A 25,376-nucleotide genomic window follows, 5' to 3' on the forward strand; every position below is an offset into this window, starting at 1 on the left:
CTTAAATGAATAGGCGTGTAGGCTTGCGCTCTACATAGGTTTCCCCTTATTTCCTTAGAATTTTTATTCTATCAATTTATAAATCTTTTCCCAGAAGGCCTCTTCTTTCCCTTCTTCAAGAAGAGGCTCCCATTCATTGAGAATGTCTTTGCTATATTCTGGATTGTAAGTGCGGATGCCATGTCTGAGATCATCAATATAAACATGAGCTTCTTGTAGATATTTTACTTCATCTTCTTTTCCTCTGTTTTTACGAGAGAGAAGATAGGCTTTCCGTCTAATTTTTTTGGAAATATTACTTAGAATGTTATTTGCAGTTTCTGCGAGGATTTGTTCCTTGGGGTAGGGAATAGAAATATTTCCGCTTTCTAATTTTTCCCAAAGTGTTTTGTCATTATCTTTAAGTTTGAAAAGGCCACCCCATTCTTTCGTTACACGATAGCTTAAATAAGGATTATCTACCTGAAGCGTATCTTCTAATTGTGTAAGTTTAGAGGAACTATCGTGCAGAGATTTGATTTTTTCAGCGTTCGCTTTTGGTTCTTTTTCAAGTTCACAAAAATGTACGGAAATATAGGCTCTCACATCAAGTAAGATCCCTTTGGCAACATCATAAGAGACCGTTTCCCAAGAAAAATCATCATAATCCCCTTTAATTTGTGAGAGGGCTTGCCAAAGGCTTTGGTGCTTATCTTTCTTCTCAAGAAGAGGTCTCCATTTGCCTATGAGCTGCCCTTTCTCTTCATAGGTATAGGTAGAAAGATTTTTTTGATAATCGTTGAATACCTCTAATAGGAGCGGAAGATGACTGAAATTGTTTTTCTCTTCTTCTATTTTGTCTGAAATAACATGAATGATTTCCTTAAAAATCTCGCTGAGTTCTTGGATCTGTTGAGAAGATTTTTCCATTCTAAATATTCCTTGATCTGTTAATTCCTGTGGGTTTTTTCTCTGTGCTGTAAGGTGTAAATACGGTGCAAAATTTGTACCGTATAAAGGGAGTGATGCAATTCAAAAATGCATGATTTCTGGTTTTTTTCTCCTTTATCTATATTCTTGCATTGTTTGCACCGTTTCATTTCAGAGATTTGTTTTTTTTAAATTTTCTCCCAGACAGTAGATTGTTTGTCCTGAATCATTTTCCTTGTTTTCTGATAGCCCAGCTTATTTAAGATGGAACCGAGGCGTCGATTTAGACGCATGTCAGGCATTTTGTTTCCCAAAGCTTCAGCTAAGAGAGAAAGTGGAAAGTCTTTTCTGCCTTCCCATCTTGTGCCCTCTCGATAGCCAATGAGATTTTTAGAAAGAATATCTTGAATTCTTTCTTCTAAAATGTCGCTCTCTGTGGCTCTTTCGTGAATGGCCGCAATTTGTTCTTTTAAATGCTCCGGTGGGTCAGTTCGTTGTTCTGGATTTCTTTCGTAGCGTGCATAAGCTTCTGCCCAAAGCTGATCTCTATTGTCTATAAGCCATTCGGTATTTAAAGATTTATTAACAAAAATAGGCATAAATCTTCTGTTGCCTGTTGGATCAGTTAAAAATCTTTCTTCGTTGCTTGTGCCAATGAAAACACAACGCCTTGGGAAGTTCTCGGCTTCTCTTGCGTAAGATGGGCGGTAATTATCGACTTCTCGGCTTAGAAAGCTTTTTGCCGTTTCGTGGGAGGTTCTTCTGAGGCTGGCTAGTTCAGATATTTCTACCCCCCAGATACCTTGAAGCTCTTGGGCGGCATCTTTATCCCGAATATTGGCGGAAAGATCTTCTTTTGCCCATTTGCCAAAGAGGATACGAACAAATCGGCTTTTCCCCATGCCTTGGAAACCACTAAAAACAGGCATCCAGTCGAATTTATAGGGGGCATGAGTAACTAAAGCTCTAGCAACGGCCGCTATCATAAAACGAGAGCCGATTTCTTTTAGATATTCAGAGGGAGGTAATTGCCAAGCTGTCGCAAAGAAATGATCTAATCTGTTTGTGCCGTCCCATTCGAGAGATTGTAGATAATCTCTAATTTGATTTTGCCTATTTTGGTTTCCTGCATCCTCTAAATAAGCCCGAATAACTTTCCTTTTATTTTGGGTTCTTAAAGAGGTTGTTGCCTCTATCCATTCTGTAATTCTTAAAAGATGTCTTTCTTTAAAAGGAATAGGAAATTTTTCGCCATATCCTAAAGCAGAAAAGGAATTTTTTCGGATACTTGGCGGCTCTTTCATAAGGATGAAACGGTTTGTTAATTCATCAAACGCCAGTAGATTTTGAAGTTCAGGAGTGAGAGAGACAAAGGCTTCTAATTTTTGAACTTTACCTGCTTCTTCATCGCCCATGATTTTCTTTAATTCATCAGACCAGCCTAATCTTGAGAGGGTAGGGAAGGGGATAGTAGTGTGAAGAATATTTTTACAAGATGTGTTTTTTTCGTTAGAATCTCGCATAGGAAACCCTTTCATAAAAATTGATCGAAAAGGAGCGCTCATGGCCTGCAAGCGAATAAGCGTTCCTTTTGTGGTTTTCTGTGGCGGCCTTTTAGTTTCAGCTAGAAGGTCGCTTTTTTATTGTTTTTTAGTTTCTTTCCAATCACCTCCTAAATATTTTGGGCAAGAAGCAAAGTAATCTCTAATCGAAGAGGCAGGAATTAATGTGCTTTTTCCGACCTTAATTCCTTCAATTTTGCCCTCGTTTAGAAGTCCATACAGCTTATCCTTGCCAATGCTAAAAATTTTTTGCGCTGCTTTTGGGCTGTAATATTTTTGCTCTAATTCTGTCATTCTCGATCCTTTCAAAAAGCAAGAGCATTTAAGTCTTTTAAAGCCCTCTATTTTCTTATTGAATCTTCAATAACACGAAGATTTGTTTTCAATGGTATAGGACACGATTCAGAGGGTAGATTTCCCTCGACTCGCTAGATGTTCAAGGAGTGCAACAAAGTAATCGTCCATGCCTTCTTCGCCTCCTAGCGCTTCTATTTCAGATTTGTATTCTTCAGGGTTTTCTCTGTATTGTCTTAGCTTTCGCATTTCTTTTTGAATTCTTTCTATTTTTTCTTCACGGATATGTGCAGCTTTAATTGAATCTTGAACCTCCTGTCCAAATGGCATTGGGTTGTGCCCCTTCTTTGGAGGGTGGACGCCGAGGAGCTTACAACCTTTTGCTATTAGTGCTTTGGTTTTTTCATGATTTGTGATCCCTAACCAATCAGCGGCATCTTTTTGATTCTGAGTCCAGATTTTTTCTGTAGAGCTTCCGTAAAATTCAGTTGCTAAAATGGTTATAAAAATAGACTGCATATCATAGAGTTTTGCTCTACGCTTATTTTTTTCCTTTAGACCAGCTACTTTTGATGGAAGGATGTTTTTCCATAGTTCTTGTGGTGTTTCGGGAAAGGAGCAAAGGTCTAAATACTTTGAATGCCATTGAGTGAAGGCATTATGGGATGGTAAGTGATTTGGATTGTGTCCGTTTAAAACCCAGTAATCCAAGATTATATCTGCGCTTTCTTTTATATGAAGGCAAATTTCGATAATGGCTGTAAGGTTAGCAAGATGCGCTTCAAATTTTTTTTGAGAAAACTTTTCTTTTTTGGAAGATTCTCGCAAAAAGGAATATATTCTGTCAGCGAGTAATTGTTGTTGCATTGGTGAGCGAGAGAGAGGAATTGCGAAGGTGTAAAGTATTTTTTCCTGCCAATTTATATCTGGAAAATCCTCAAAAAAGTATCCTTTCCATCCGAGTTGAAACTCATCTTCATCCATTAGCTTTCTCCCATACAAAATTTTCCCCAATCATCCATAAGGATGCGGCGTTTTTCTATCATTGTGCCTCGGGCATAAGATCGTTCTGATACTACGCCAACAGCATGAGCTAAGGCATGTTCAGCAACTTCTCTTTCGTGATTTGTTTCATCCCCAACCCACGTTCTAAAAGTTGCTCTTAGACCATGCAGGGTGAGGTCGGGTTCTCCTACAGCTTTCCCAGCAAGTTTGACGGCTTTTAAAAGTGCGACATCCGATAAGGGTTTGTTTTTTGAATTTGGGAAAATTAGTCCGTTGCCATTGCTCAGCGGTCTTACTGTCTTTAGTAGTTCGACTACTTCTGGTGAGAGGGGAACAATGTGTTCCTTACCAGCTTTCATGCGTATTTCTGGAATGATCCATAGATTTTTTTTGAAATTTATCTCTCCCCAGAGAGCTTTGCGTCCTTCTCCGCTTCGTGTTGCTGTTAAAATAACGAAACGAGCTGCCAGAGCTGCGATGCCATTGCTCTGCATTAATGCCTTCATGAATGTAGGCATTTGTTTGGATTCTAAGGCTTTATGGTGTTTTACGGGTGATATTTTAGAAGGGTCGGGGAGTATGTGGTTGAGGTTTCCCCTCCATTCAGCAGGGTTGTCGCCGCTTCTCCATTCACGTGCTTTTGCATAATCTAAAATAGATTTTAAATATTTCCGTAATTCTAAAGCCGTTTTCCCTTTTTTATCTTCAAATAAAGGCTCTAAAACTTGTAAAATGTCATTTTTGTCTACGGCTGCAATAGGGCGCTTTCCAATTATAGGAAAGGCATGAAGAGCAAGCTGGTTTTTATGCTTTCTATACGTTGAGCCGTTTTTACCGTCTTTCCAGCGAGGAAACATTGAGAGAATGTATCTTTCTGATACTTCTTCAAAAGACAGGCCGTGAATTTTTTGTAATGCCAAATTTTCTCGAACACGTTCTTCTAAGGGATCTTTTTGCTCATCAAGTAATAATCGAGCTTTTCTAGCTTTCTCTCTAGCTTCATCAAGGGACACTATAGGAAGAGATCCTAATCCCATTCGACGTGTTTTTTTTGTTAACGGACTTACAAATCGAAAGACCCATTTCCCTTTGTTGCCTGTCGAAGATTTTACGAGAGACAGTTTTCCACCATCTCCATATTCTCCTTTTCCGAGGCTCTCAAGTTTCGATTCAAAGAGTTGTCCAGAGTTCTTTTTTGCCAACTTTCTTTTCCTAAATGGTATGCAGATAGTATGCAATGAAAAGAAAGATAATGAAAGAAATATATAGACGCAAGAAGAAAGTTGTTTTCTATCACTCTTAGTGACTGTGTGTTTTTATAGACATAAAAAGATGTTAGTAGATTATGGTTAAGTCCTTGTTACACCACCATTCTGTTTCTTAAAAAGAAAAAATGATGCACCGATAAAGCCTTGATCGCCTTATCGGTTTTTTTGTGCTTCCCTTCTTAGAAAACCGCATTGACAGAGCCAAAGAATTCTCTTGGTGCTGCCCAAAACATATTTGTATTGCCGCCGTCATCATCGTTGGGTCCGCCTTTTAAGGCTGCTGCGCCATAAGTGCCGCCAATATATTGCTCACCAAATAGATTGGTAACACCGAAAGTCAGTTTAAAACGATTTTCCGCACCTTGCCTTCCGAGCATATAAGAGGCTGTCAATTCAGAGCTCCAGTAAGCGGGGGCCTTGATATCGCCAGTATAGGTAACAGAGCGCTTACTGTTATAATTAACGTTCAAATCTAATGCCATGCGGCCATTGAGATAATGAACATTGGTTTTATACATATATCTTGGATAATAGATTTGCTGATCGCCTTTGATTGAAACAGGCCCTGTGGCTGTTGGAATAGCGCTATTTTCATAAACGGCATGATCGTAACTAAAGCTATTCATAAAATCGAGTTTGCCCAAAGCATCGGGTAATCTCAGAATGTGTGAAAGATGGGCAATGCCAATAAGATCCACGCCATCCATTTTTTCACCGCCAAGATTAAGATATTGGTTTCCTGCGGCGACATCATTGGCTGAAGCTGAACGCACATTGCCAAGCCGATTCAGATAATCGGTATGATAATAATCAATGCCAAAAGAAAAAGGTTTTCCTGAATAGCGATAGCCCACCACATAGTTCCATGTTCGCTCTGGTCGAAGATTTTGTTGTTCTTGGTTAAAAATTGTCTGTGCGCTTCCGACACCTGCGCTGGCTGAGCCAAGAGAGTTCCAAGGCGTATAGGCATCGTAAGGGCGCATATTTTCTGCCACATCAAAATAGAATTCATGCTTTGGCAGGAATTTCCAGTCATAATTGAAATGAGGGAGAAAAGCGTTCGAAGCCGTTAGACGCCCCCATGCTGGGCGGATGGCATCAGGGCCTAATCCCCATGCAGAAAGATCGTGATTATAAGAACGCATGCCACCATTGGTTGTCTGGACTAAAGATTTAAAGCCGTAGGTAAAATTCATATTTCGAGCGAGCTGAAAACCATTTTCGATGTAAAATTGAAAAGTATTGGTCGTAAATTGGTTTTGCTCGGTGGTAACGCCGCTTGCGTTGGTTAAATCAAAATCATTATTGATTGGGTCATTCGGTCCGAAAGCATGTAAAATGAGGGGCATATGGTAACGGTTATTTTCGTACCAGATTCCTGTTTTTAGCGTATTTCGGTGGCCGAGTTGAAATTGGAAATTCTGGGTAACACCGACACGACGTCCTTTTATATGCTCATCATATTCGGCCATATCTACAGGATATCCGTTGCCTGTTCCGGGCGACATGAGGGTCGGATTGGCACCACCTTCCCAATTATCTGAGACTTGCCCATAGGCAACCGTGCTGGATTTAATGGCAGGACTAATTTGGAAATCACTTCGCAAGGCTTCGAGATAGGTGCGCTCGACCTGCGTGCCTTGATAGGAAAGATTACAGGCGTCATTTTGGCTAACACCGCTGGGTAAACCTGTTAAATTTCCGGTATGGCAGGCATTCGCCCATTGTTTGGCCTGACCGTAATTGGGATAAAAATTATGATCGCCATAGCCGAGACTTTGGATCATATGTTCGTCATTTTCGGGATAGTTATATTGCGGAACATCTGCCCAGCGGGAGCTTAGTGTGATTTTCCCAAAGTTAGAAACGGGCTGAACGGCCTTGAAATCCATTGTTTCTTCTCGTTGGAAACCCCCACCTGTCCAGTTATTGGACTGATTACGTAAAAAGGAAGCTTGGAATTTTGTTCCTGTCGGATTAAGCCGTCCTGAATCTAAACGTCCAAAAGTACGATAGCCGCTAAAGCTTCCAAATTGCTGCCCGATTTTAATTCCAAACTTCTCAGAGGGATCTAAGGTCGTATATGTTACTGCGCCGCCCAAAGTTTGAGCGGAGGGGGTATCAAGTGCACCGGCTCCCTGACTGGCTGAAACACTTAAAATATTTTCCTGAATTTCAATTTGGTTAACCTCTACACCAGAGGAGCCACCAAAGGCTTGGTTGCCCATAGGGATTCCGTCCATCGTGAAGCCAAGCTGACTTTGATTATACCCTCTGAGGTAAAAAGTGTTGGCTCCTGCATCCAGACCTTGTGCGTCCGAAGACGCAAAACTTGCGCCTGGTGTTGAAAGGGCAAGCGCCTCAAGCGGGTTTGTTCCAGCAACAAAATGCTCAAGGGTTTTTCGCCCAATGGTTGTTTCTGCATTTTGAGATTCTTCAATATCTGGAAGATGCCTGCGGCGATGTCCTGCAACGCCGAAATGTTCAGGAGCCGCATGAGAGGGGGCAGTGGAAAGGCGATTTCTATATTTTTTTCGAGGGGAAAGATCGCGCACAGGGGTAAAGAATTTTTTATAGGTTGGACTTTCTTTGAAAGGGGTGCCTTCCTCCTGATTGTCCTTTGGTGGCATGGATATGGTATTTGAATTTGTGTCGGTATTCATAGAATCTGGCGGTGTAGAACGTGTTTCAGTCTCACCTGTTGCCGCCCCTGAAAAGCTCGCAATGGCATCAGAGGTAATGCCATCTGCTGAGGGGCTTTCGATGCCTTGCGCATGAAGGGGTGAAAAAAAAGAAAAACTTGAAATGATGCAAAGTTTAGAAGGCAGCAGAAAATAATTTTGACGCCTTTTGAAAGCGTTAAAAATTGTCATAAAAGCACGGAAACCCTTTGAAACTGCTTATTCGATTGTCTTTTTCAGAGACAATAATTTGATGAATAAGCGGTGAGTGAGTTTAGATAACGCTTTTGAATTTTGGGTAAGATTTTCCCATCACATTTTTATTTCAAAATAAAATGCGTAGAAAAAGACTTTTGAAAATTATAAATTTTTGGATGGGAAAAGTATAAAATCCAAAATTTTTAAGCTGTTATAGCGAAAAATACAGGAGATTTCTCAACAGGGCCGACAACAGCTTAAGAAGGATTTTTTAGAGGTTTTGAAAAAAACGACAGAAGAGGGAAGAAAAGGATAGCGCTTGGTAGCACGAAGTGAAAAAGTCATTTTATAGAACCCGATAGAGCATCCTATCCGATTTGTCTTTTCCAGAGACAGAACCACGGATAAGAGGGGGTGAATTTTAATAAGGGCGCTTGTTTTAAGAAGGCGCCGTTACAGTGAAAACCTCAATTTTTAAAGAGGGAAATAATCCTCTAGAGGAAAGACTACACAAAAATTTTAAAAAGAAAAGAAAAAGATTTTATAAAATTCAGCTTAATTTTGGGGAAGGCGAGGGCGGAAAAGAATAAAGAAAATGGCAAAACCCAAGCCTAGAAAAGTTGTATAAAGCGCACCGGTGCTAAGGACCCCTGTTAAAAGCGCCGCAAAAGGCACTAATTTTGAGGCCGTCCCTTGGCCGATAGCGCCAGCGGCATTGCTCCAGCCGATACCGCTTCCTCGATAGGCGTCTGGAAAACGCAGAGAAAGATAGGCTGGGATAATCGCAAAAACGCCAGAGGCGGCTAGGCCGATCACGAAGGCTGAAAGCAAAATAATCCAAAAATTTGAGGCAAGAAAATAGGGAATAGAAATCAGGCCACTCACAATGAGGCAGATCAGGAAAATCGGCACCATTCCTTTACGGCCTGTATTAAATCCTGAAAGAAGCTTTCCAATGATGGAGCCAACACAATAAAGGGAAACAGGCCAGAAAACATCCGCAGGACTCCAGCCGTGCTCTGTTTTTAAAATGGTTGGGAAAAAGGCTAAAATGGCTGCTTTTGAAAATGCAATCGTCGCCATGACAATAATCGCCTGCCATGCCGCCCCTTTATAGCTTGTCGCAAAGAGGGATGCCGGAAGAAATTTCTGAAAAAAGGCCGTTTTTCTGTTGGGTATTTCTCTTTGATTTTGCTTTGAAAGCGTTCTTGGCTGCCATTTGGGACTTTCAGAGAGGAAATGATAAATAAAGAGGCCGAGAAAGAAAGGGAAAACCCCACTTAAAAAGAGTAATCGCCAGCCAATGAGCGGTAAAAGGATCGCTTGAACGCCAGCAGAACAAAGATATCCAAACTCATAGCCCAACATCATCAGGGCAGAGGCACGGTCTCTAATTTCCGGCGGAACAGATTCCATGAGCAAGGTTGCCGAGGCTGTCCATGCAGCACCAAATCCGAGACCAAAGATACATTGCGCCAAAATGAGCTGGGGTACAGTTTGGGAAAGTCCTGTCAATCCTGTAAAAATGCCAATGAGAAGAATGGAAATGAGAAAAGTGGGTTTACGTCCATAGCGGTCTGCAAACCATCCGCCGGCAATACTGCCGCCCATTCTGCCGATTGCCTGCGCAAAAAGAATGCTTCCCATCGCCGTCATAGAGGCATGGAGATCTGCCATAATATTGGGCATCACAAATAAGAGAAGCGTTTGGGCGGAGGCGTCCAAAAGCCATCCGGCAAAGGCGGCAAAAATAATGGCTCTCCAAGGCCAAAGTGTTTGAACGGTTTTCACAAGATTTTGTATGGCTTCATTGATAATCATGGAGAAAAGATACCCGTTTTTTTCAGAAAAAATCAAAATGATGTTAATCTGCTTACGTTTCGCTTAGAAACATCATAAAGAATGTTTACAGCAATGTCTTACAGATAAGGTTATTTAAAGGTCGTTTTATGGATTATGAGGGACAATTTCGCTCAGCCCTAGAGGGGCTTCATGCGGATGGAAGCTACCGTTATTTTGCAGAGCTGGAACGAAAAGTCGGCAAGTTCCCAAGAGCTTTTCATCACGGGATCGGCAAAGAGGTCATGGTTTGGTGCTCTAATGATTATCTCGGAATGGGACAGCACCCAACCGTTCTCAAAGCAATGCATGATTGCTTAGACAATAATGGTGCAGGCGCTGGTGGAACTCGCAATATTTCAGGGACGACTCAAGCCCATGTTGGCTTAGAAAAAGAGCTTGCCGCCCTTCATGGCAAAGAAGCCGCACTTCTTTTTAATTCAGGCTATCTCTCCAACTGGGTCACGCTGGGCACAATCGGGGCAAGATTAAAAAATTGCGTGATTTTGTCAGACGAGCTTAATCACGCCTCCATGATCGAGGGAATACGCCATTCTAAAGCCGAAAAACGGATTTTTAAACATAATGATCTACAGGATTTGGAAGAGAAATTAAAAGCTCTCCCGAAAGATTGTCCAAAATTAATCGCTTTTGAATCTGTTTATTCGATGGATGGCGATATTGCACCAATCGAGGAAATTTGTGATTTAGCCGATAAATATGATGCGATGACCTATATTGATGAGGTTCATGCGGTTGGTATGTATGGCAAAAATGGTGGCGGTGTGGCGCAGGAACGTGGCCTTGAACATCGTTTGACCATTATTGAAGGCACATTAGGCAAAGGTTTCGGGGTGACGGGCGGTTATATTGCCGCTTCTGCAGCACTTTGCGACTTTGTGCGCTCTTTTGGATCGGGTTTTATTTTCTCAACCGCCTTGCCGCCTTCCGATGCTGCAGGCGCTTGGGCGAGTGTGCGCTATCTTCGCCATCATAACGAAGAGCGTGATGGACAGAAAAAATCGGTCGCTTATTTGCGCCAGAAATTAGATGAAGTTGGCATTCCACACCTTGATAATCCAAGCCATATCGTGCCGGTGATGATTGGGGATCCAAAACTTTGCCGTCAGCTTACAGATAATTTGCTGAACCGTTTTGGCCATTATCTCCAGCCAATTAACTACCCAACAGTGCCCAAGGGGCTGGAACGTATCCGCCTCACACCGGGGCCTTTACATACCAAAGAGGATATTGATGATTTGGTTAAATCGCTTTTGACACTTTGGCGAGAATATAATTTGCCTTTAAAGAAATAAAGCTTTCCATAAAGGTAAAAAATGTCCTCTGATATGATAAATGCTTTTTTCGGTCACCCTTTAAGCGCTTTAGAGACCGCAGGGCTTTTATTGCTTTTTGCCTCCATCGCTTGGGGATTTATCAGAGGCATTAGCAAAGAGCTTTTTGGCCTGACTTCATGGGTTGGTGCCGCCCTCATTACCTGCCGTGAATATGAAATTTTTGTTCCTTGGTTGGCAACGCATATTTCGGCAGGTTTTTTGACCTCTTGGATTAGCGGTGCTGCTGTTTTTTTTATTTCCCTTTTTACGTTTAATTTTATCGGGCGCTGGATCGCCCCTGCCATTAGGGGATTTCTCTCGCCGCCTGTCGATGCGTTGCTTGGGGCAGCTTTTGGCGGCGTGCGGGGCTGGCTGGTTTTAGTCGTTCTTTATTTTGTCGCCATAAGAACTATTCCCGTTTTAATTCAGCAATACATCCCAACAGATGGGCCTTTTGTCGAGGGGTTGAATTATAGCGTTCAAATTTTAGATAAATTTAATCCGGATTTAGAAAAAATTCGTAAACAAACCGGTCTTGCACAGGAGTTGTGGGAGGTAAACCAAAGTGCCCGAACCTTATTACCTTCTTTGAGCGCCAGTAAATCCACACCGCTAACACACTCAGCGCAAACGCCAGAGGATGAGATACCGCCGGATGATGACGGTGCAGAGGAATGGGCGGAATAATCTTTTTAAAATTTGAAATAGAAGTCAAAAAGGACAGCCGTAAAAATGATGAAAAAAAGAATATTAAGCGCCGTTCTGATTGGCGCAGGATTTTTTGGCTGTTCCTGTCTCTCTTGGGCGCAAGGGGGTATTCCTCAGGCACCAAAGGTAGAAATCTTACAGGGTGAGATTGAGGAGCGTCCAAATGGTGCCGGCATTTATTTGCCCCAGCAAGAGGCTTTTATCCCGTTTGCCAATCGAGAAAACCAGAATAATGACAGTGATCCTAAGGCAAAGCCGGCGGACGTCTCAAAGGGAGCGCTGAAAGAAGTTCCCTTGCGGGCTGGTATTTGGACATTGGACGGTGAGCTTGTCGGGTGGGTAGAGGATGCCGTTATGAAAATAAAAAAACATGCTTTGCCAACTTTGGGGCTGGACCCTGCCGTTTCTGAAAAATATGTTGCCCTTGATAATGCGCTTTTAGTGGGTATTGATTTTTCGATTTGGCGGAAATTACATCGGCAAGAGTTAAAAAAGATTTCAGAGCAAAATTTTTATGGCAAGACGCAGATGGATGCACATCTTGACCAGTTAAAAGTAGGGCAAGCCGACCAAAACGGAAAAATTACGGATCGGAACGGCGTGCAAATTGCCATGCTGGAGCAAGGGGCAATTATATTTAATCCTAAATCATGGATACCGCATTACGGGTTAGATTTAGATTGGAATGTGTTTTCCTATCCGAACATCATCGGATTGGTGGATGCCAAGGGCGATATTTTAGATTTACATCATCGTTTGGCAGGGCATTTAGATGGGGTAGCTGATCTACAAGATAAGCCAAATTTGCAAGAGCGTCTTGAAGCAATTCAGTCGAATGAAAAGGGTTTGTTGGAAAAGGCTTATAAGCAGGTTAAGCAATATGAGAAGGCGCATCCTTGGCCTAAAAAGAAAAAATAAAGGGCAAGTTCTGCCCCTTATTTGTTTCGTTCTTAAATTTTAGGCAGGCATATATTCCCGATATGCCGCTTTCCATTGGAGAGCGGTAAGTTTTTCCTCTAAAATTTCCGGTGTGAATTTTGGGCAGAGATTTTCTTTTTGTGCCTGTTCTGCAACGGCATTGGCAACTTCTAAAGCAAGTTCTGAAAAATTCTCGACTTTAGGCAAAATGCCGTTTTCTTTGGAGACTTTATTGGGCGAGGATTGGGCAATTCTAATGGCGGCGGCAAGAAACATGCCTTCTGAAATTTCCTTGGCTTCACAGGCCAAGGCGCCTAAGCCAATCCCCGGAAAGACGGCGGCATTATTGACCTGAGAAAAAAGAACATCACGCGTTGTCGGTCTGTTCTCATCCATATCGGTGCTTTTAATTTCCAAGGGTGGAAAAGGACTGCCGGTGCAGATCATCGCTCTGCCATTGGTGGCTTTGTAAATTTCGGCCGGAGTGGCTTCGGCGTGATCGGTTGGGTTGGAAAGCGGAAAGATAATCGGGCAGGGGCTATTCTCGCCCATTTGACGGAGAACGGCTTCTGTAAACATATTGGCCTGTCCGGAAACACCGATAAGCGTGCTGGGTTTTAGGCGTTTGACAAGCTGTGCGAGGTCTGTTCCAGCACTATCGGCAGTGCCGCTGGATTTCGCAAAGATTTTTTGTTCTTTGGTGAGGTTTTCCATCTCTTCCGTAATCAATCCGAAACGATCAACGAGATAGATATTTTGTGTGCTTTCTGCCTCGCTGAGCCCTTGTTTTCTCAAGAGTGCGGCGATGAGGGTGGCAATACCACAGCCTGCGGAGCCGCCACCGAAAATCATGATTTTCTCTTCTTTGAGGGGACGTCCTGTCCGGATGAGCGCTGCTAAAATCGCCGCAAGCGTGATAGAAGCTGTGCCCTGAATATCATCATTAAAGCTCAAATATTGCTTGTGATAACGGGTTAGAAGCGGTGCGGCATGTTCTCTGTTAAAATCCTCCCAATGGAGTAATGCAGAAGGATATTTTTCCTGAAAGGCAGAGACGCATTCTGAAATAAAATCATCATATTTTTTGCCTTGGAGGCGTTTATGCCGCCAGCCCATATAGGCAGGATCTTGAAGATATTTTTCATTTTCTGTTCCAATATCCAGCATGATCGGTAAAATCAGAGCAGGATCAATCTGCGCAAATCCTGTATAAAGTGCGGATTTCCCGATCACAATGCCAATCCCGTTTGCGCCCAAATCTCCTAGACCTAAAATCCGGCTACCATCTGTCACGACAATCAGGCGGATATTTTTAGGCGCATTGGCAAGCTGTTCTTTGACAGGGATTTTACATCCTGCAGAAAGGTAGAATCCTTCGGGGCGATTACCTGAAAATGGATAATTTAAGCAAGCTTCGCCGATGCCGGGCGTATAGATAATCGGCAGAAGCTCCTGCGGATAGGTTTGGAGCAAAGCATAAAAAAGCGTTTCATTATCCTGACGAATTTCCCGCAGCCAGCGATATTGGGAGGGGCGATCCTCAATAGATTTCAATCCCGCCCATGCGTTTTGAATCTGTTCCTCAAGACTTAAAACAGCAGGGGCTAAAATGCCGTTCAGTTGAAAATCCAAGCGTTCTTTTTGGCTAAAAGCGAGGCCTTTATTAAGACGGGCATCACGGATCAAGTCTAAACCTGTTTTTGTTATTTTGAGAGGGGATTGTGTCATTTTAAACCTCATTCTTTATCGTCTTATGACGCATTTTCAGGTGAAAGGAGCTGCGTTTCATCGCCTTCTTTTTCACGTTCCTGCTCCGCTTGCATTAGGCGCATTTGTGCAATTTTTTGCCATGTTGGCGCTTTGGGATCATTTGCGTTTATAAGGGGATTTTCAAGGGATTTTGCGTAGAGCGCCTGCGCCGGTTTGGTTACATAGCCGGCTTGTTCACTTTCGGCCTCGGCTAATTCGATAGCAGATTCAGAAGAGAAGTGTGCATCAAGGGATTTTTGCCACATTTTAAGCGCAAAGTCTTTTGCATTGGAGCGAAACGCAATCTCGGCTAAGAGGCGGAGTTTTTGGCTTCGGAGAACAGGGTCGGGTGTTTGTTCGGCTGTTATTTCGAGTTTTGCAAAAGTCTGTTGAATTTGTTTAGGAATTTTCGGAGCGGATTTTGTGGCGCTTGGGATCGAAGGATTACCAAAAAAGCCGTAAAGCCCCAACGCAATCAGCGGAAGTGGTAAAATTATCGCTAAGGAAAGGAAAGAGGGGGAGAATTTACGCCCAGCACCGAGAAAAAAGGCGCTGAAAGCCAAAAGAAGCAAAAGAAAGAGAGAAAGCAGGATCATTCTTGTACCGCCTTTGAGTAAAGCGTTTTCCGTCTCATCAGAAAAATTGCCATGCCAATCAGAAGGCTTAAAATAGGCGTTATCCAAAGAAAAAAGGAATAGCGTGAGAGAGGTGGTGTTAAAAAGATAAAATCGCCATAGCGTTCCTGCATCCATTGCAAAATGTCGTTCTCATTCTTGCCCTCAGCAACTTGTTGGCGGATTGCCGTTCGTAATGTTTTGGCAAGCGGCGCACTGCTTTCCTCAATATTAGCATTTTGGCAGACAGGGCAACGTAACTGTCGTCCAATTTGTTCAGCTAAAAGTTCTTGTTGGAGAGAGGGAAGTTTTTCCTCAGGATTTTCTAACGCCCAAACAGGTTTGAGCGTGGTGGTAAGTGCAAGGAGGAAAAGAGTCAAAAAGCAAAGAAATCTTGTGCCTTTCAATGCAACATCATCCTTTAACAGTAGGAAAGGGAACGTTTTTTTCCGTCATCATGGAAGCGGAGGGAAGCATGTTCTCGTGTTGAATTAAGGGAATAATATGTGATTCAAGATCTTGCATATCAATCGGCCCATCTGCATGCCAAGCAATTTTTCCACCGGGCATGACGAGAAAAGATTCTGGAACACCTGTTAAACCCCAGTTTGCACCAATAATCCCTTCTTGGTCGGCATCCACTCTTTCAAAATCAACATTGAATTTTTTAACAAAGGCACGCCCTTTAGCGGGTTTGTCATCATAGTCAACGCCCCAAAGCGGCACTGTTTTCGCAATATCTTTGAGGAAGGGCATTTCGGAAATGCAGGCAATACACCAAGAGGAAAAGAAAACAACCAAAACAGGTTTTTTTTCTTGTTTAAGTGCCTCGCTGTCAAAAAAATCCTTTTCCTCAAAAAGTGCCTGCGCTTTGAAATCTGGAATAGGATGCAGTTTGGAAGGGGCACCAATGGCTCTCGGATCGTAATGTCCGTCTTTTAGTGCGCCTAAAACCATCCAAAGAGAAAAGGCTAAAATAGCCATACCGGCCACAGGGATAAAGCGGCCAAAAAGGGATCGAAGATGGAAGGGAGAGGAATTTTTCATGATATTTATATAAGCAGGGAGGTGTAAGGAAAAAAGGGCGTTAAAGGGATGATTTTGAGAAGGGGGTAAACCATATGGGTCTTAAATGGGCAAAAACGACAGCAAGAACAGCGATAAGCCCCCCAATCCAGAACCAAGAACCGAGAGGATGAGTCCTTAATTTTAGGAGATATTTTGTTTCTCCTTTTTCTTGCGACAGCGTCGAAAGAACGGCATAGCGGTCTTGGAAAAATTGATGCTTAATGGCTGGCGTTGAAATGGCCTGTCTTTGGCGGCGGTAAAATCGGCGTTCTGGTGTTAGGATTGCGCATTTTTTTTGATCTTTCCAGATGGAAAGATGTGCTTTAACCCCTTGATAATCAGAGGCAGAAATTTTTGTCACCGAATCAAGCTGCCAGCGATCATGTCCGATCGTCACATTTTCTCCTTCGGCGAGAGAAACAACATCTCCTTGAGAGGCTGTAAGCCCTGAAAGGCCTAGAACAGCAATGCCAACGCCGATATGGGCCGTAATGGCATAAAAAAGTTTTGACTTCTTTTTTAGTCGATTGAGAAAGGGTTCATTCTGCTTGGCAGAGAAAAAGGTAGCATAAAGGCTTTGAAAGCTCCCTAAAATCATCCAGATTGCGGCAAAAAAGAACAGATCTCCGGCAATATTCATCCCCATTGCATAGATAAAAGGAAGGGCGATGAGACTGCTCAGTGCTGGCAGAGAGATTTTTCGGAGGAAGGCAGCGAGAGTGACTTCTTCCTTCAATGGCAGAAAAAAGGCAATCCCCATGAGGAGTAAAAGCGGCCATGCCATTGGCAGAATGGTTTGATCAAAAAAGGGTTTCCCGACAGAGAGAATATGTCCAGCGATAAATTGGGATAGGGGCGGGTATAATGTCCCTGTTAAAACTGTCACCATCATCGCACAGAGAAGAATATTATTGAGGACGATGGCATTTTCCGTTGAAATCAGCGGAATAGCTTTTTTTTGATCTTTAAAGAGGGGGGAGCGCAGAGCAAACAAGCCGAATCCGCCAATAATCGTTAGGCTAAGCAAAAGAAGAATCCCTTCGCCTTTTTCTGGGTTGGCAGCAAAAGAATGGACAGAGTTCATAATGCCGGAGCGTACGAAAAAAGTTGCCATGAGCGATAGGATAAAGCTTGTAAGCGAAAGGGCGAAGCTCCAGCAGATCATCCGTTTTTGGCTGACGCTCACAGCGCTTGCATGTAAAAGCGCCGTGGCGGTTAGCCAAGGCATCAAAGAGGCATTTTCTACGGGGTCCCAGAACCAGTATCCACCCCATCCCAGCGTGCCATAAGCCCACCAGGCACCGAGCAAGATACCACCGGAAAGGAGGCTCCAGCCGATTAAAGCCCATTTTCGCAAAGCGAGCAGCAGTTCTTCACTCATTTTACCATTAAAAAGAGCGGAAATTGTGAGCGCAAAAGGAACACAAAAGGCGACATATCCCGAATAAAGAAGGGGAGGATGACAGGCAAGGCCGGGGTCAAGCAAAAGGGGATTTAATCCAGACCCCTCGCTTGGCGCTGGAAAAAGACGGCAAAAAGGATTGGAGGTCAGTAGCGAAAACAGTCCTAATCCGCCGGTAACAAGTCCCAAAATTAGGAAACTTATTTGGCTTAAGGCAGTATCTTTCAAGTAAGAGAGATTTTTAACGGCCACATAATTGCAAATGCCGAGCAGGCATAACCATAAGAGCAAGGAGCCGTTATGATTGCCCCAGCTTCCTGCCAACCTGTAAAGAAGCGGCGCAGAAGATTCAGAATTTTCTGTGACAAGCTGCAATGAAAAATCATTATGGCCAAAAGCAACCAGCAAAGTGAGCATGGCCGTGACAATGGAGACCATGCCAGCAAGGGCAATTCCTTTAAAAGTCGGGATAAGGCTTTTTTCCTGTGGAAAAAGAAATCCTAAAAAAGCGATAAGAGCCTGAGAAAACCAAAAACAAATGGCAAGGATAAGCGCAAATAAGCCTGTTTCCGGATTCAAAAGCGAAAAAAAGAAATTCATTTGCTTTTAATCATTGCCTGCCATTCTTTTGGATCAGGCGGCGGCCCAAAACGAGGGTCCCATTTGCCACTTTCTTGCAGGGCCTTGGCAACTTCGGGCGGCATATAGGTTTCGTCATGACGTGCGAGAACTTCACTTGCAATAAAATTATTATCTTTATTTAAATGTCCTAAGACGACAACTGACTGCCCCTCACGGAAAAGATCCGGCATGATACCAGCATAATAGACTTTTTGGCTGGCCTGTCCGTCTGTTACTTCAAACCAGTGGAAAGGGTGATGATCTCGCTCTCCCTGACGCCAGCTTTCTGAGACGACCATGCCGCCTAAACGAACTTCTTTATTTAGCGGAACTTGTTGACTGCTAAGTTGGGAAGGGGTTGTGAAAAATAAGAGATTTGTCGAAAAAGCCCGTAAAAAGAAAAAGAGGGCAAGACTTAGAGAAAGTAAAATAACAAGGACAGCTAAAAGACGTCGCCATTTTGCCGGAAGGGATTTCTTAAATTCTTGGAAGGGCGAGGTCATTCTTTAGATAATTCTTTTTTCAGGGTGATTTGTTTGATTTGCTTACGGTATTGAATGATTTCTTTAAGGGTTTTGATAACAGCATAAGCGCAAGTTCCCAAGACAATAAAATAGCCGATGAGAACAAAAACAAAGGAATGCGGATCAGAAAGGGTATTTTCGTAAAATTTTATCAAATCGGTCATGGAATATTCCCAATCGTATAGGCAGAGCTATGCGGTGTTTCTGTTTCCAGTAATCCTTTGAGTTGGCGGGCTCTTAGGGCGGTATAAGTTTTGGCTAAAATCAGCCATAACCCGCCAAGACTAAAACCTAAAAAGGTGAAAAGCAGCGGAAGCCACATTTGCATCGGCATTGGCGGCATGTGCCCTAGGCGGAAGGTAGGGCCTTGGTGAAGGGTACTCCACCATTGAACGCTAAAATGAATGATTGGCAGATCAACGGCTCCGACAAGGCCAAGAAGGGCGCAAAGGCGCATGCCTTCCGGATTATTTTTATAGCTTTTTTGGAGGGCGATAAAACCAAGATAGAGAAAAAATAAAATAAGCACAGAGGTCAGGCGTGCATCCCAAACCCACCATGTTCCCCATGTTGGTCGACCCCATAAAGCGCCCGTTATCAGGCACAAAGCAGAGGCAATAAGGCCGACTGGTGCTGTTTGCGAGGCTAAAAGGCCCGCAAGGGGATTTTTCCAAACCAGAAAGAGGAGGCAGAAAAAGCTTAAAAGCAGGTAAAAGCTACAGCTAAGCCATGCAAGCGGCACATGGAGATAGATCAGTTTAAAAACTGCCCCTTGCTGCCAATCTTGCGGGGCATAGAAGGAGACAAGAAAAAGACCTATGAGAAGAAAAAGGAGCGCCGCCCATCCAAGATAGTTTAAGAAAAAGGAAAGAAATTTCCGTAAACGTGTTGGATTGCCGAAATAATGGAAATAAGATTGGACTTTCCCTTGTGAATTAGAGAAAGAAGAGCGGGAAGCCTTAGGCATTAGAAATAGGAAATCCTTTTCCAGTATGAAATCATCTGCGTATAATGGGAGAATAAACGCCCTTTGAGGAAAAATTAAGCAATGAGTGCTGAAAAAATAAAAAAAATGTCATCCTCTTCTCGGTTTTGGCTGTTAAAAACCGAACCAAATTGTTTTTGCTGGGATGAGCAACTTAAGGCTGGCATAGAGCCGTGGGATGGGGTTCGTAATTTTCAGGCCAGAAAAAATATGTATGCAATGGAAGTCGGCGATTTATGTTTTTTCTATCATACAGGCAAAGAACGTAGCGTTGTCGGCATTGTCGAGGTGGCGAGCGCAACCTATCCCGATCCGACAGATTCCGAAGGGAAATGGCCTTGTATTGATGTCAAAACGGTTAAAAGCTTTAAAAATCCTGTTGCATTAAAATGGATGAAGATGGATTCCGTTTTGGAAAATGCTGATTTTTTAAGGCAAGGCCGTCTTTCCGTTGCAGAATTAACCAAAGAGGAATTTGATCGGATCTGCCTCTTAGGTGAGACGCAAATTTAGACCATTTTGAGAAAAAATCGGAGAAGAGAGATGAAACAACAGACAGGCGAAGACAAACCTTTTCTACCAACGGTTTCTTTTGCATGGGGGGAATTGTCTCCACAGGATAATGCGTTGCTTGAATCTGTTTTTGCGGATTTAGAGCAGGGAAAGGGTCTGATTGGTCGCATATCAGGTTTAATGGGCGGTTCTATCAATGAGCTGATGCGTCTCGGCGCAGAAGGGTTGCGCCTGACTCCCGGCTTTGCTGAAAAATGTCAAAAAGCAGCGGAAAAGACTTTAGAAACGGCATTTCATGTTGCATCTTTCGGCATGGAAAATAAGCAGGAGGAGATTAAAAGTAATTTCATCTCCTCTTTCGGAGAGGGGAACATTGCCCGTGGTGCAATGGCTGTTTCCGGTGCTTTCGGCGGTTTTGGCGGATTACCGGCGATGCTTCCGGATCTTACTTTTTCAACGCTTGTGATTATGCGTGAAATTGCCGCCATTGCCCGTCAAGAAGGGGAGGATCTTTCAGAAGAGGGAACCCGCAGAGCCTGTTTGGAAGTTTTTGGACTGCGCTCTTTTGCACAGAAAGGCGGTCAGGAAGAAATCAATTATTTCGCAGCAAGAGCTTTGTTGCGGGGGCAGCCTTTGGTCTTTTTAATCGCAGAAGTTGCAGGGCATTACGGGATCAGCCTTTCACGCAAGACAGCTATTCAGATGGTGCCGGTTGCCGGAGCCCTTTGCGGTGCGGCTTTAAATACGGCCTTTTTAAATCATTACCGTGCTTTGGCTCGGGCGCATTTTACAGTTCGCCGTTTAGAACGTATTTATGGGCCGGCCGCAACAGATGCCGCGGAAATGGCAGCTGCATTTGCAGGTGTTGCGCCTAAATCCTAAGTCTATCCAAGGAAAGGGCGGCTATTGGCTTTTCAGAAATTATTTTGGTGGAAACGCACAGGCATATTTTTGGTGCCTTGCGCTTTGATGCTGGCACTGCCGGCAAAGGCGCTGATTATACCGCAATCCCCAGAAGAATCTCCCTCTACTCCCTTTTCTTCCGCAGAAGAGGAATCTTTACCGGGAATTCATCCAACCTTATCCCCTTCCAAAGACGCAGAAATTGTTTATCGTTTTCATGTAAAAGGTAAATCAGAGCCGCATGAGGTGAAGGTTCTCTTTTCAGGAAGCGGGGATAAGCTTCGTATTGAACAGCTCGATTCTGTTGGGATTACGATTTTAGATCGTCCCGGACAGAAAGTTTATTATCTCAATAAAGAGCGTCATTTTTATCTCGGGATGCGGCCCCTACATGGCTTGAGAAGTCCCTTTTTTCTTGATTTGGAGATGCATTATGTACCTAAGGGGGCAAAAAAAATTGCCAATGTTACCTGCAGAGAATGGGACATTACTTCTAAATATGGTCATGCGAATGCCTGTGTGACAGAAGATGGTTTGATTTTACAGCAAGAGGGGGCAGATTCCGAAGGAACAAGTGGAAAACTTGAGGCTTTGAGCGTTTCTTATCATCCTTTGCCGCCTTCAAGTTTTGACATTCCCAGTGATTATCATAATATCCGGGCGCCGAAGACGGATGTGCCGGGTGTCGCACAAACGCCGAACGAAAAGAATGATTAGTAGAAAGATAAAAAGAGCTTTATGGACATCCGTCGCCCATTGAGAATTGCCCTTTAGAATGAAAAAGAAAATAATGTCTCAAAAGCTTAAAAAGCTTTTCTGGTGGTTAGGCTGTTTCCTAGCTGCTTTTTTTTCGATTCAGGGGATCCTTGTTTCCCTTTTTATTCTGTGTTTCTCGCTTCGTCCTGTGGATATGACGGGGCTTGCCAAGCGCTTTGTTGGGACATTCTATCTCAATGATGTTGGGGATTTTTCAGCTCAGAAAAAACATGCAGTCGGCAAAGAAGTCTGGGATAATTTGAAAATCCAATGGGTTCTGCCGCATTTTAGAGACTGGTTTTTCAATCAGGATATTGGAGAGATTGCGTTTTCACTCTCTGGGGTAAAGCTCGTTGATCTTGAGGAAAAAGAGATTGACCATCTTGATAAAATAGCTGGAAAAATCGCTATTACGCCTTTTTCTAAAGGGAAAATTGCGGTGACCAGTCTAGAGGCGGATGGTTTGGCACTCGGGCTGAAGAAATTAAAAGAAGGGGAGATCATCCTTGATTTTCCGGGGGTTCATCGTAATCCCAATCCTTCTAAAATGATTGATTTGAGCTTTCTTGATCGGGATTTCTTTCAGTCTTTAAAGATGCAAAATCTTTTTCTGGCGCTCATGGTGGAAAAAGACGGGAAAAGAGCTGAGATAAAGATTCCGGATCTGAATTTACAAAATTTTTCAGAAAATAATGCGATTGGCAGATGGGAAGGTCATTTTGGTATTTTTGCCAAAGATGGCGGAAAAACTGCCATTATTTCTGGAAAAAGAGAAGCGGGTGAAAATCAAGATTTACAAGATTGGCAAATGGATATTGATATTCCTGCGCCACAAGATTTTGCTAATATTCTGCCCCTTATGGATCAAATTCATCTGCCGTTTAAAAGCCAGATTTCAGGTGAGCCTATTCTTTGTGCGCTCGGTTTAAAAAATTGTCACTTGGCCCTGCAGTTTCAAGTTGGCCAAGGTTACTACAAGCAACCTGATGGTACAAAAATGCAGGTCGCCGAAGCTTCTGGTGCAGGCAAGGTGGCATGGAAAAAAAATTACCGAAAGCTTCAGGCTGAAATTGATCCCTTGGATGTTGTTTGGATTGATTCTTTTGGGAAGCCAACAAAAGAATCTCTGCGGGCAACTTTGGGGCTGGATAATCTCCTTCTTCCTCAAAAAACAATTTTATCCATTCATGGCAATTTGCCAGATTTTAATCTGGCCTCTTTGCCGACATTGTGGCCGCTTGGTCTCGCAAATGGTGCGAGAGCGTGGATTATTGAAAATTTGACGAGGGGACAGGCGCATCATTTCACGTTAAATATTGATTTATCAGGAAATGAGGGGTTCGATCATCTTAAGGTGCAAGAGATGAGCGGTAATCTTGAGGCTGAAAATGTCACGGTGCATTGGCTTGACGGGATGCCGCCATTTAAGGGCGTCGGTGTTTCTGCTAAATTTTTAGATGCAGATAATGTGCTTGTAAAAATGTCAGGTGGGTCGATTAATGAGACCCCTGGCTCTCCGGTCAATCTTTCCAAAGGTTCCGTTGCGATCAGGGGTGTGACCGTACATGAACATCAAATTGCAGGAAAGATTGACTTAAATCTTTCAGGTTCAGCCCCGAAACTGGTTGAAATGTTAAGCCGTGACTGTTTGCCGATTTTGAAACGCTTTAAAAAATATTACCGTACGCCGAAAGGGACATTTGAAGGACAGATCATGCTAGATCTTCCTTTTGCACCTTGGGTAAAGGCAGATGATATTCTTTTTGAAACGCAAGTGACAACACATGATCTTGCCGCAAACTTACGTGGAATTGGTCAGGTTAAGCATTTTGATGGTGTTTTAAATGCCAGAAATAAAGATTTGACCGTAAAGGCGAATGCGTTGGTGCGTAATATTCCCGTAAAAATGGATTTATATAATGATTTAACGGCAAATAAGCCCGGTCAGGAAATGTTGAAAATTTATCTCCATACGGCGGTGAATCAGGATTTTCTACATAAAATAGGGATTCCGATTTCTGCAGAACAGGTCACAGGCAGAGGCGAGCTTGCGGTTGAGATTGCACAGCCTTACGCAGATAAAGACCATAATGAGACGAATATGATGCTGCATTTGGATATGAAGAATGCTGCTGTAAAAAGCCTTCTCTGGCATAAGGCAAAGCATATTCCGGCGGGTGGCTCTTTGCATGCCTCTTGGCAAGATGGCGATCTTGCCTCCATTACAGATGTTGCCGCCTATGGGCCTGAAATTGAAATTCAAGCGAATAGTTTATTGCGCAATCACCAAATTGAAGGGGTGGATGTTTCGCATTTTAAAATTGGTAAAAATGAGGGAAAATTCCGTTTTGAATGGCCCTTTATAAAAGAGGAAGGTGCAACATTATCTTCCTCTTCTCAAAAGAAATCGCAAAAATATTTCCTCAAATTACGGGCTTCCAAGATTGATTTAGAGCTTTTTTTAAAAAAGACTTCCACGGAAGTACAGGATACGCTCAAGGGGCAAAAAATTCCTGAAATGGCCAAGCCGGTAATGAAACAGCAAAATGGCCGTATTCTCTTGCCTAAGGGGAATTGGGATATTGATCTTAGGGTTGAAAAGGCCTTTTTGGGGCAGGGACGCATTTTAGGGCCCTGGAGCATTTTAGCTAATTGGAATAAGGGGCATTTAAAAAGGGCTGATATTGAGATTGAGAAACCGTACCATGCCTTTCTCAAAGTTTCCCATAATCTTAAAAATCAGGAGGAACATTTTTTCGAAGGCGGCACAGATCATTTGGGGGAATGGCTGGCTTGGGGGAAAATTTATGATGCGCTCAAAGGTGGGAAGGTGAGTATTTCTGGAAAATTTGCGCCAGCGATTGAACTTGCCAGCGTAAGTGATCCTCTCTTGATTGATGTTGGAAAACATCGAAAAAATGATAAAAAATCTCGACATGGGAAAAAGGATGTCGTGGCAGATCCGCTACCGTTTAAAAGGGAGGAGAAGCCAAACACGGCAATGATTCATACAGAGGGACTTGGCTTAGGTTTGCCGCCTTATGCTGGTAAAATCTCACTTGAGGGAATGGATTGGCATTCTTCTTTAACGGCCGTTTTGCTTGCTAAAATTTTGAGTCCGACCCATTGGAAGCATGTGAATGGGAATTTAACAGGGATTTCCCTTAACGGGGCGATTTCCGTTCAGGACGGTATTATCGGTTTTGGAAATGTTCAGGGAAAAAGTGATATTCTCACGGCCACTATGGTGGGCAATATCAACTTAAAAAAAGACAAAATTGATCTCGGCGGAACGGTTTCTCCTTATTATTATTGGAATAGCTCACCGGGGCATTTGCCAAGTATTTTGGGGTATATCTTTTCGCCACAAAAAGGGAGCGGCATTTTGGCTATGGGATATACCCTTGACGGCGAACTGCCGCAACCTCATTTTAATTTGAACCCTTATATGATGTTATTGCCGGGAATTTTAAGGAAGATTGCCAATCCGAATATCTAATAAGCCTGCAAAGATGAGGAGTA

22 protein-coding genes are annotated in these 25,376 nt (G+C 43.1%); 7 read left to right on the forward strand and 15 right to left on the reverse strand.

Annotated features, from left to right (window positions below; genetic code table 11):
• Positions 1–63 precede the first annotated feature (63 nt).
• The 7 genes from FAI41_07795 to FAI41_07825 all read right to left on the reverse strand — a co-directional run bounded on the left by FAI41_07795 (position 64) and on the right by FAI41_07825 (position 9,738).
• Positions 64–909 (reverse strand): hypothetical protein, encoded by an 846-nt coding sequence (locus tag FAI41_07795; protein ID QCE33482.1) that lies wholly within the window; start codon positions 907–909, stop codon positions 64–66.
• A gap of 188 nt (positions 910–1,097) precedes the next feature.
• Positions 1,098–2,483 carry a hypothetical protein gene (locus FAI41_07800; protein QCE33483.1) on the reverse strand — a complete coding sequence of 462 codons (1,386 nt, stop codon included), beginning with the start codon at positions 2,481–2,483 and terminating at the stop codon, positions 1,098–1,100.
• Positions 2,484–2,549: 66 nt separating this feature from the next.
• A complete protein-coding gene (locus FAI41_07805; protein QCE33484.1) occupies positions 2,550–2,765 on the reverse strand; it encodes a helix-turn-helix domain-containing protein in 216 nt (71 codons plus the stop codon).
• Positions 2,766–2,873: 108 nt separating this feature from the next.
• The gene (locus FAI41_07810) at positions 2,874–3,749 is read right to left on the reverse strand and encodes a hypothetical protein (GenBank protein ID QCE33485.1); all 876 of its coding nucleotides are present in this window, start codon (positions 3,747–3,749) and stop codon (positions 2,874–2,876) included.
• Complete coding sequence (locus tag FAI41_07815) at positions 3,749–4,972, reverse strand: DUF4102 domain-containing protein (protein QCE33486.1); 1,224 nt, start codon at positions 4,970–4,972, stop codon at positions 3,749–3,751. The genes FAI41_07810 and FAI41_07815 overlap by 1 nt, the downstream gene beginning before the upstream one ends.
• Before the next feature lie 245 nt (positions 4,973–5,217).
• Positions 5,218–7,911, reverse strand: coding sequence for a TonB-dependent receptor (locus tag FAI41_07820; GenBank protein QCE33487.1), 2,694 nt, complete (start codon positions 7,909–7,911; stop codon positions 5,218–5,220).
• Positions 7,912–8,472: 561 nt separating this feature from the next.
• A complete protein-coding gene (locus FAI41_07825) occupies positions 8,473–9,738 on the reverse strand; it encodes an MFS transporter (protein QCE33488.1) in 1,266 nt (421 codons plus the stop codon).
• 128 nt (positions 9,739–9,866) lie between these two features.
• Between FAI41_07825 and hemA the strand changes: the two genes are divergently transcribed.
• The 3 genes from hemA to FAI41_07840 are packed head-to-tail and all read left to right on the forward strand — an operon-like array spanning position 9,867 to position 12,719.
• Complete coding sequence (gene hemA / locus FAI41_07830) at positions 9,867–11,072, forward strand: 5-aminolevulinate synthase (protein QCE33489.1); 1,206 nt, start codon at positions 9,867–9,869, stop codon at positions 11,070–11,072.
• A gap of 21 nt (positions 11,073–11,093) precedes the next feature.
• Complete coding sequence (locus tag FAI41_07835) at positions 11,094–11,780, forward strand: CvpA family protein (GenBank protein ID QCE33490.1); 687 nt, start codon at positions 11,094–11,096, stop codon at positions 11,778–11,780.
• Between the two features lie 45 nt (positions 11,781–11,825).
• Complete coding sequence (locus FAI41_07840; protein ID QCE33491.1) at positions 11,826–12,719, forward strand: hypothetical protein; 894 nt, start codon at positions 11,826–11,828, stop codon at positions 12,717–12,719.
• Between the two features lie 39 nt (positions 12,720–12,758).
• Here FAI41_07840 and FAI41_07845 read toward each other — a convergent pair whose 3' ends face one another.
• From FAI41_07845 to FAI41_07880, 8 genes are read right to left on the reverse strand one after another with little or no spacing between them, the layout of a single operon-like run.
• Positions 12,759–14,459, reverse strand: coding sequence for an NAD-dependent malic enzyme (locus FAI41_07845; GenBank protein QCE33492.1), 1,701 nt, complete (start codon positions 14,457–14,459; stop codon positions 12,759–12,761).
• A gap of 11 nt (positions 14,460–14,470) precedes the next feature.
• On the reverse strand, positions 14,471–15,064 hold the full coding sequence (locus tag FAI41_07850; GenBank protein QCE33493.1) for a hypothetical protein: 594 nt from the start codon (positions 15,062–15,064) through the stop codon (positions 14,471–14,473).
• Complete coding sequence (locus tag FAI41_07855; protein ID QCE33494.1) at positions 15,061–15,510, reverse strand: cytochrome c-type biogenesis protein CcmH; 450 nt, start codon at positions 15,508–15,510, stop codon at positions 15,061–15,063. Before FAI41_07855 ends, FAI41_07850 begins: the two co-directional genes overlap by 4 nt.
• On the reverse strand, positions 15,497–16,129 hold the full coding sequence (locus FAI41_07860) for a redoxin domain-containing protein (protein QCE33495.1): 633 nt from the start codon (positions 16,127–16,129) through the stop codon (positions 15,497–15,499). Before FAI41_07860 ends, FAI41_07855 begins: the two co-directional genes overlap by 14 nt.
• A 40-nt stretch (positions 16,130–16,169) precedes the next feature.
• Positions 16,170–18,152 carry a heme lyase CcmF/NrfE family subunit gene (locus FAI41_07865; protein ID QCE33496.1) on the reverse strand — a complete coding sequence of 661 codons (1,983 nt, stop codon included), beginning with the start codon at positions 18,150–18,152 and terminating at the stop codon, positions 16,170–16,172.
• Positions 18,149–18,676, reverse strand: a complete 528-nt coding sequence (gene ccmE, locus FAI41_07870; protein ID QCE33497.1) for a cytochrome c maturation protein CcmE — start codon at positions 18,674–18,676, stop codon at positions 18,149–18,151. Before ccmE ends, FAI41_07865 begins: the two co-directional genes overlap by 4 nt.
• Positions 18,673–18,861, reverse strand: a complete 189-nt coding sequence (locus FAI41_07875; protein ID QCE33498.1) for a hypothetical protein — start codon at positions 18,859–18,861, stop codon at positions 18,673–18,675. Before FAI41_07875 ends, ccmE begins: the two co-directional genes overlap by 4 nt.
• The gene (locus tag FAI41_07880; protein QCE33499.1) at positions 18,858–19,664 is read right to left on the reverse strand and encodes a heme ABC transporter permease; all 807 of its coding nucleotides are present in this window, start codon (positions 19,662–19,664) and stop codon (positions 18,858–18,860) included. Before FAI41_07880 ends, FAI41_07875 begins: the two co-directional genes overlap by 4 nt.
• 105 nt (positions 19,665–19,769) lie before the next feature.
• Between FAI41_07880 and FAI41_07885 the strand changes: the two genes are divergently transcribed.
• The 4 genes from FAI41_07885 to FAI41_07900 are packed head-to-tail and all read left to right on the forward strand — an operon-like array spanning position 19,770 to position 25,353.
• Positions 19,770–20,195: an EVE domain-containing protein gene (locus FAI41_07885; GenBank protein QCE33500.1), complete on the forward strand. Its 426-nt coding sequence runs from the start codon at positions 19,770–19,772 to the stop codon at positions 20,193–20,195.
• A 30-nt stretch (positions 20,196–20,225) separates the two neighbouring features.
• Entirely contained in the window at positions 20,226–21,077 is an 852-nt protein-coding gene (locus FAI41_07890; GenBank protein ID QCE33501.1) for a hypothetical protein, read from the forward strand.
• Positions 21,078–21,101: 24 nt separating this feature from the next.
• Complete coding sequence (locus tag FAI41_07895) at positions 21,102–21,815, forward strand: hypothetical protein (GenBank protein ID QCE33502.1); 714 nt, start codon at positions 21,102–21,104, stop codon at positions 21,813–21,815.
• A gap of 58 nt (positions 21,816–21,873) precedes the next feature.
• Positions 21,874–25,353 (forward strand): hypothetical protein, encoded by a 3,480-nt coding sequence (locus FAI41_07900; protein ID QCE33503.1) that lies wholly within the window; start codon positions 21,874–21,876, stop codon positions 25,351–25,353.
• Positions 25,354–25,376 lie beyond the last annotated feature (23 nt).

The organism is Acetobacteraceae bacterium (assembly GCA_004843165.1).
GTDB lineage: Bacteria > Pseudomonadota > Alphaproteobacteria > Acetobacterales > Acetobacteraceae.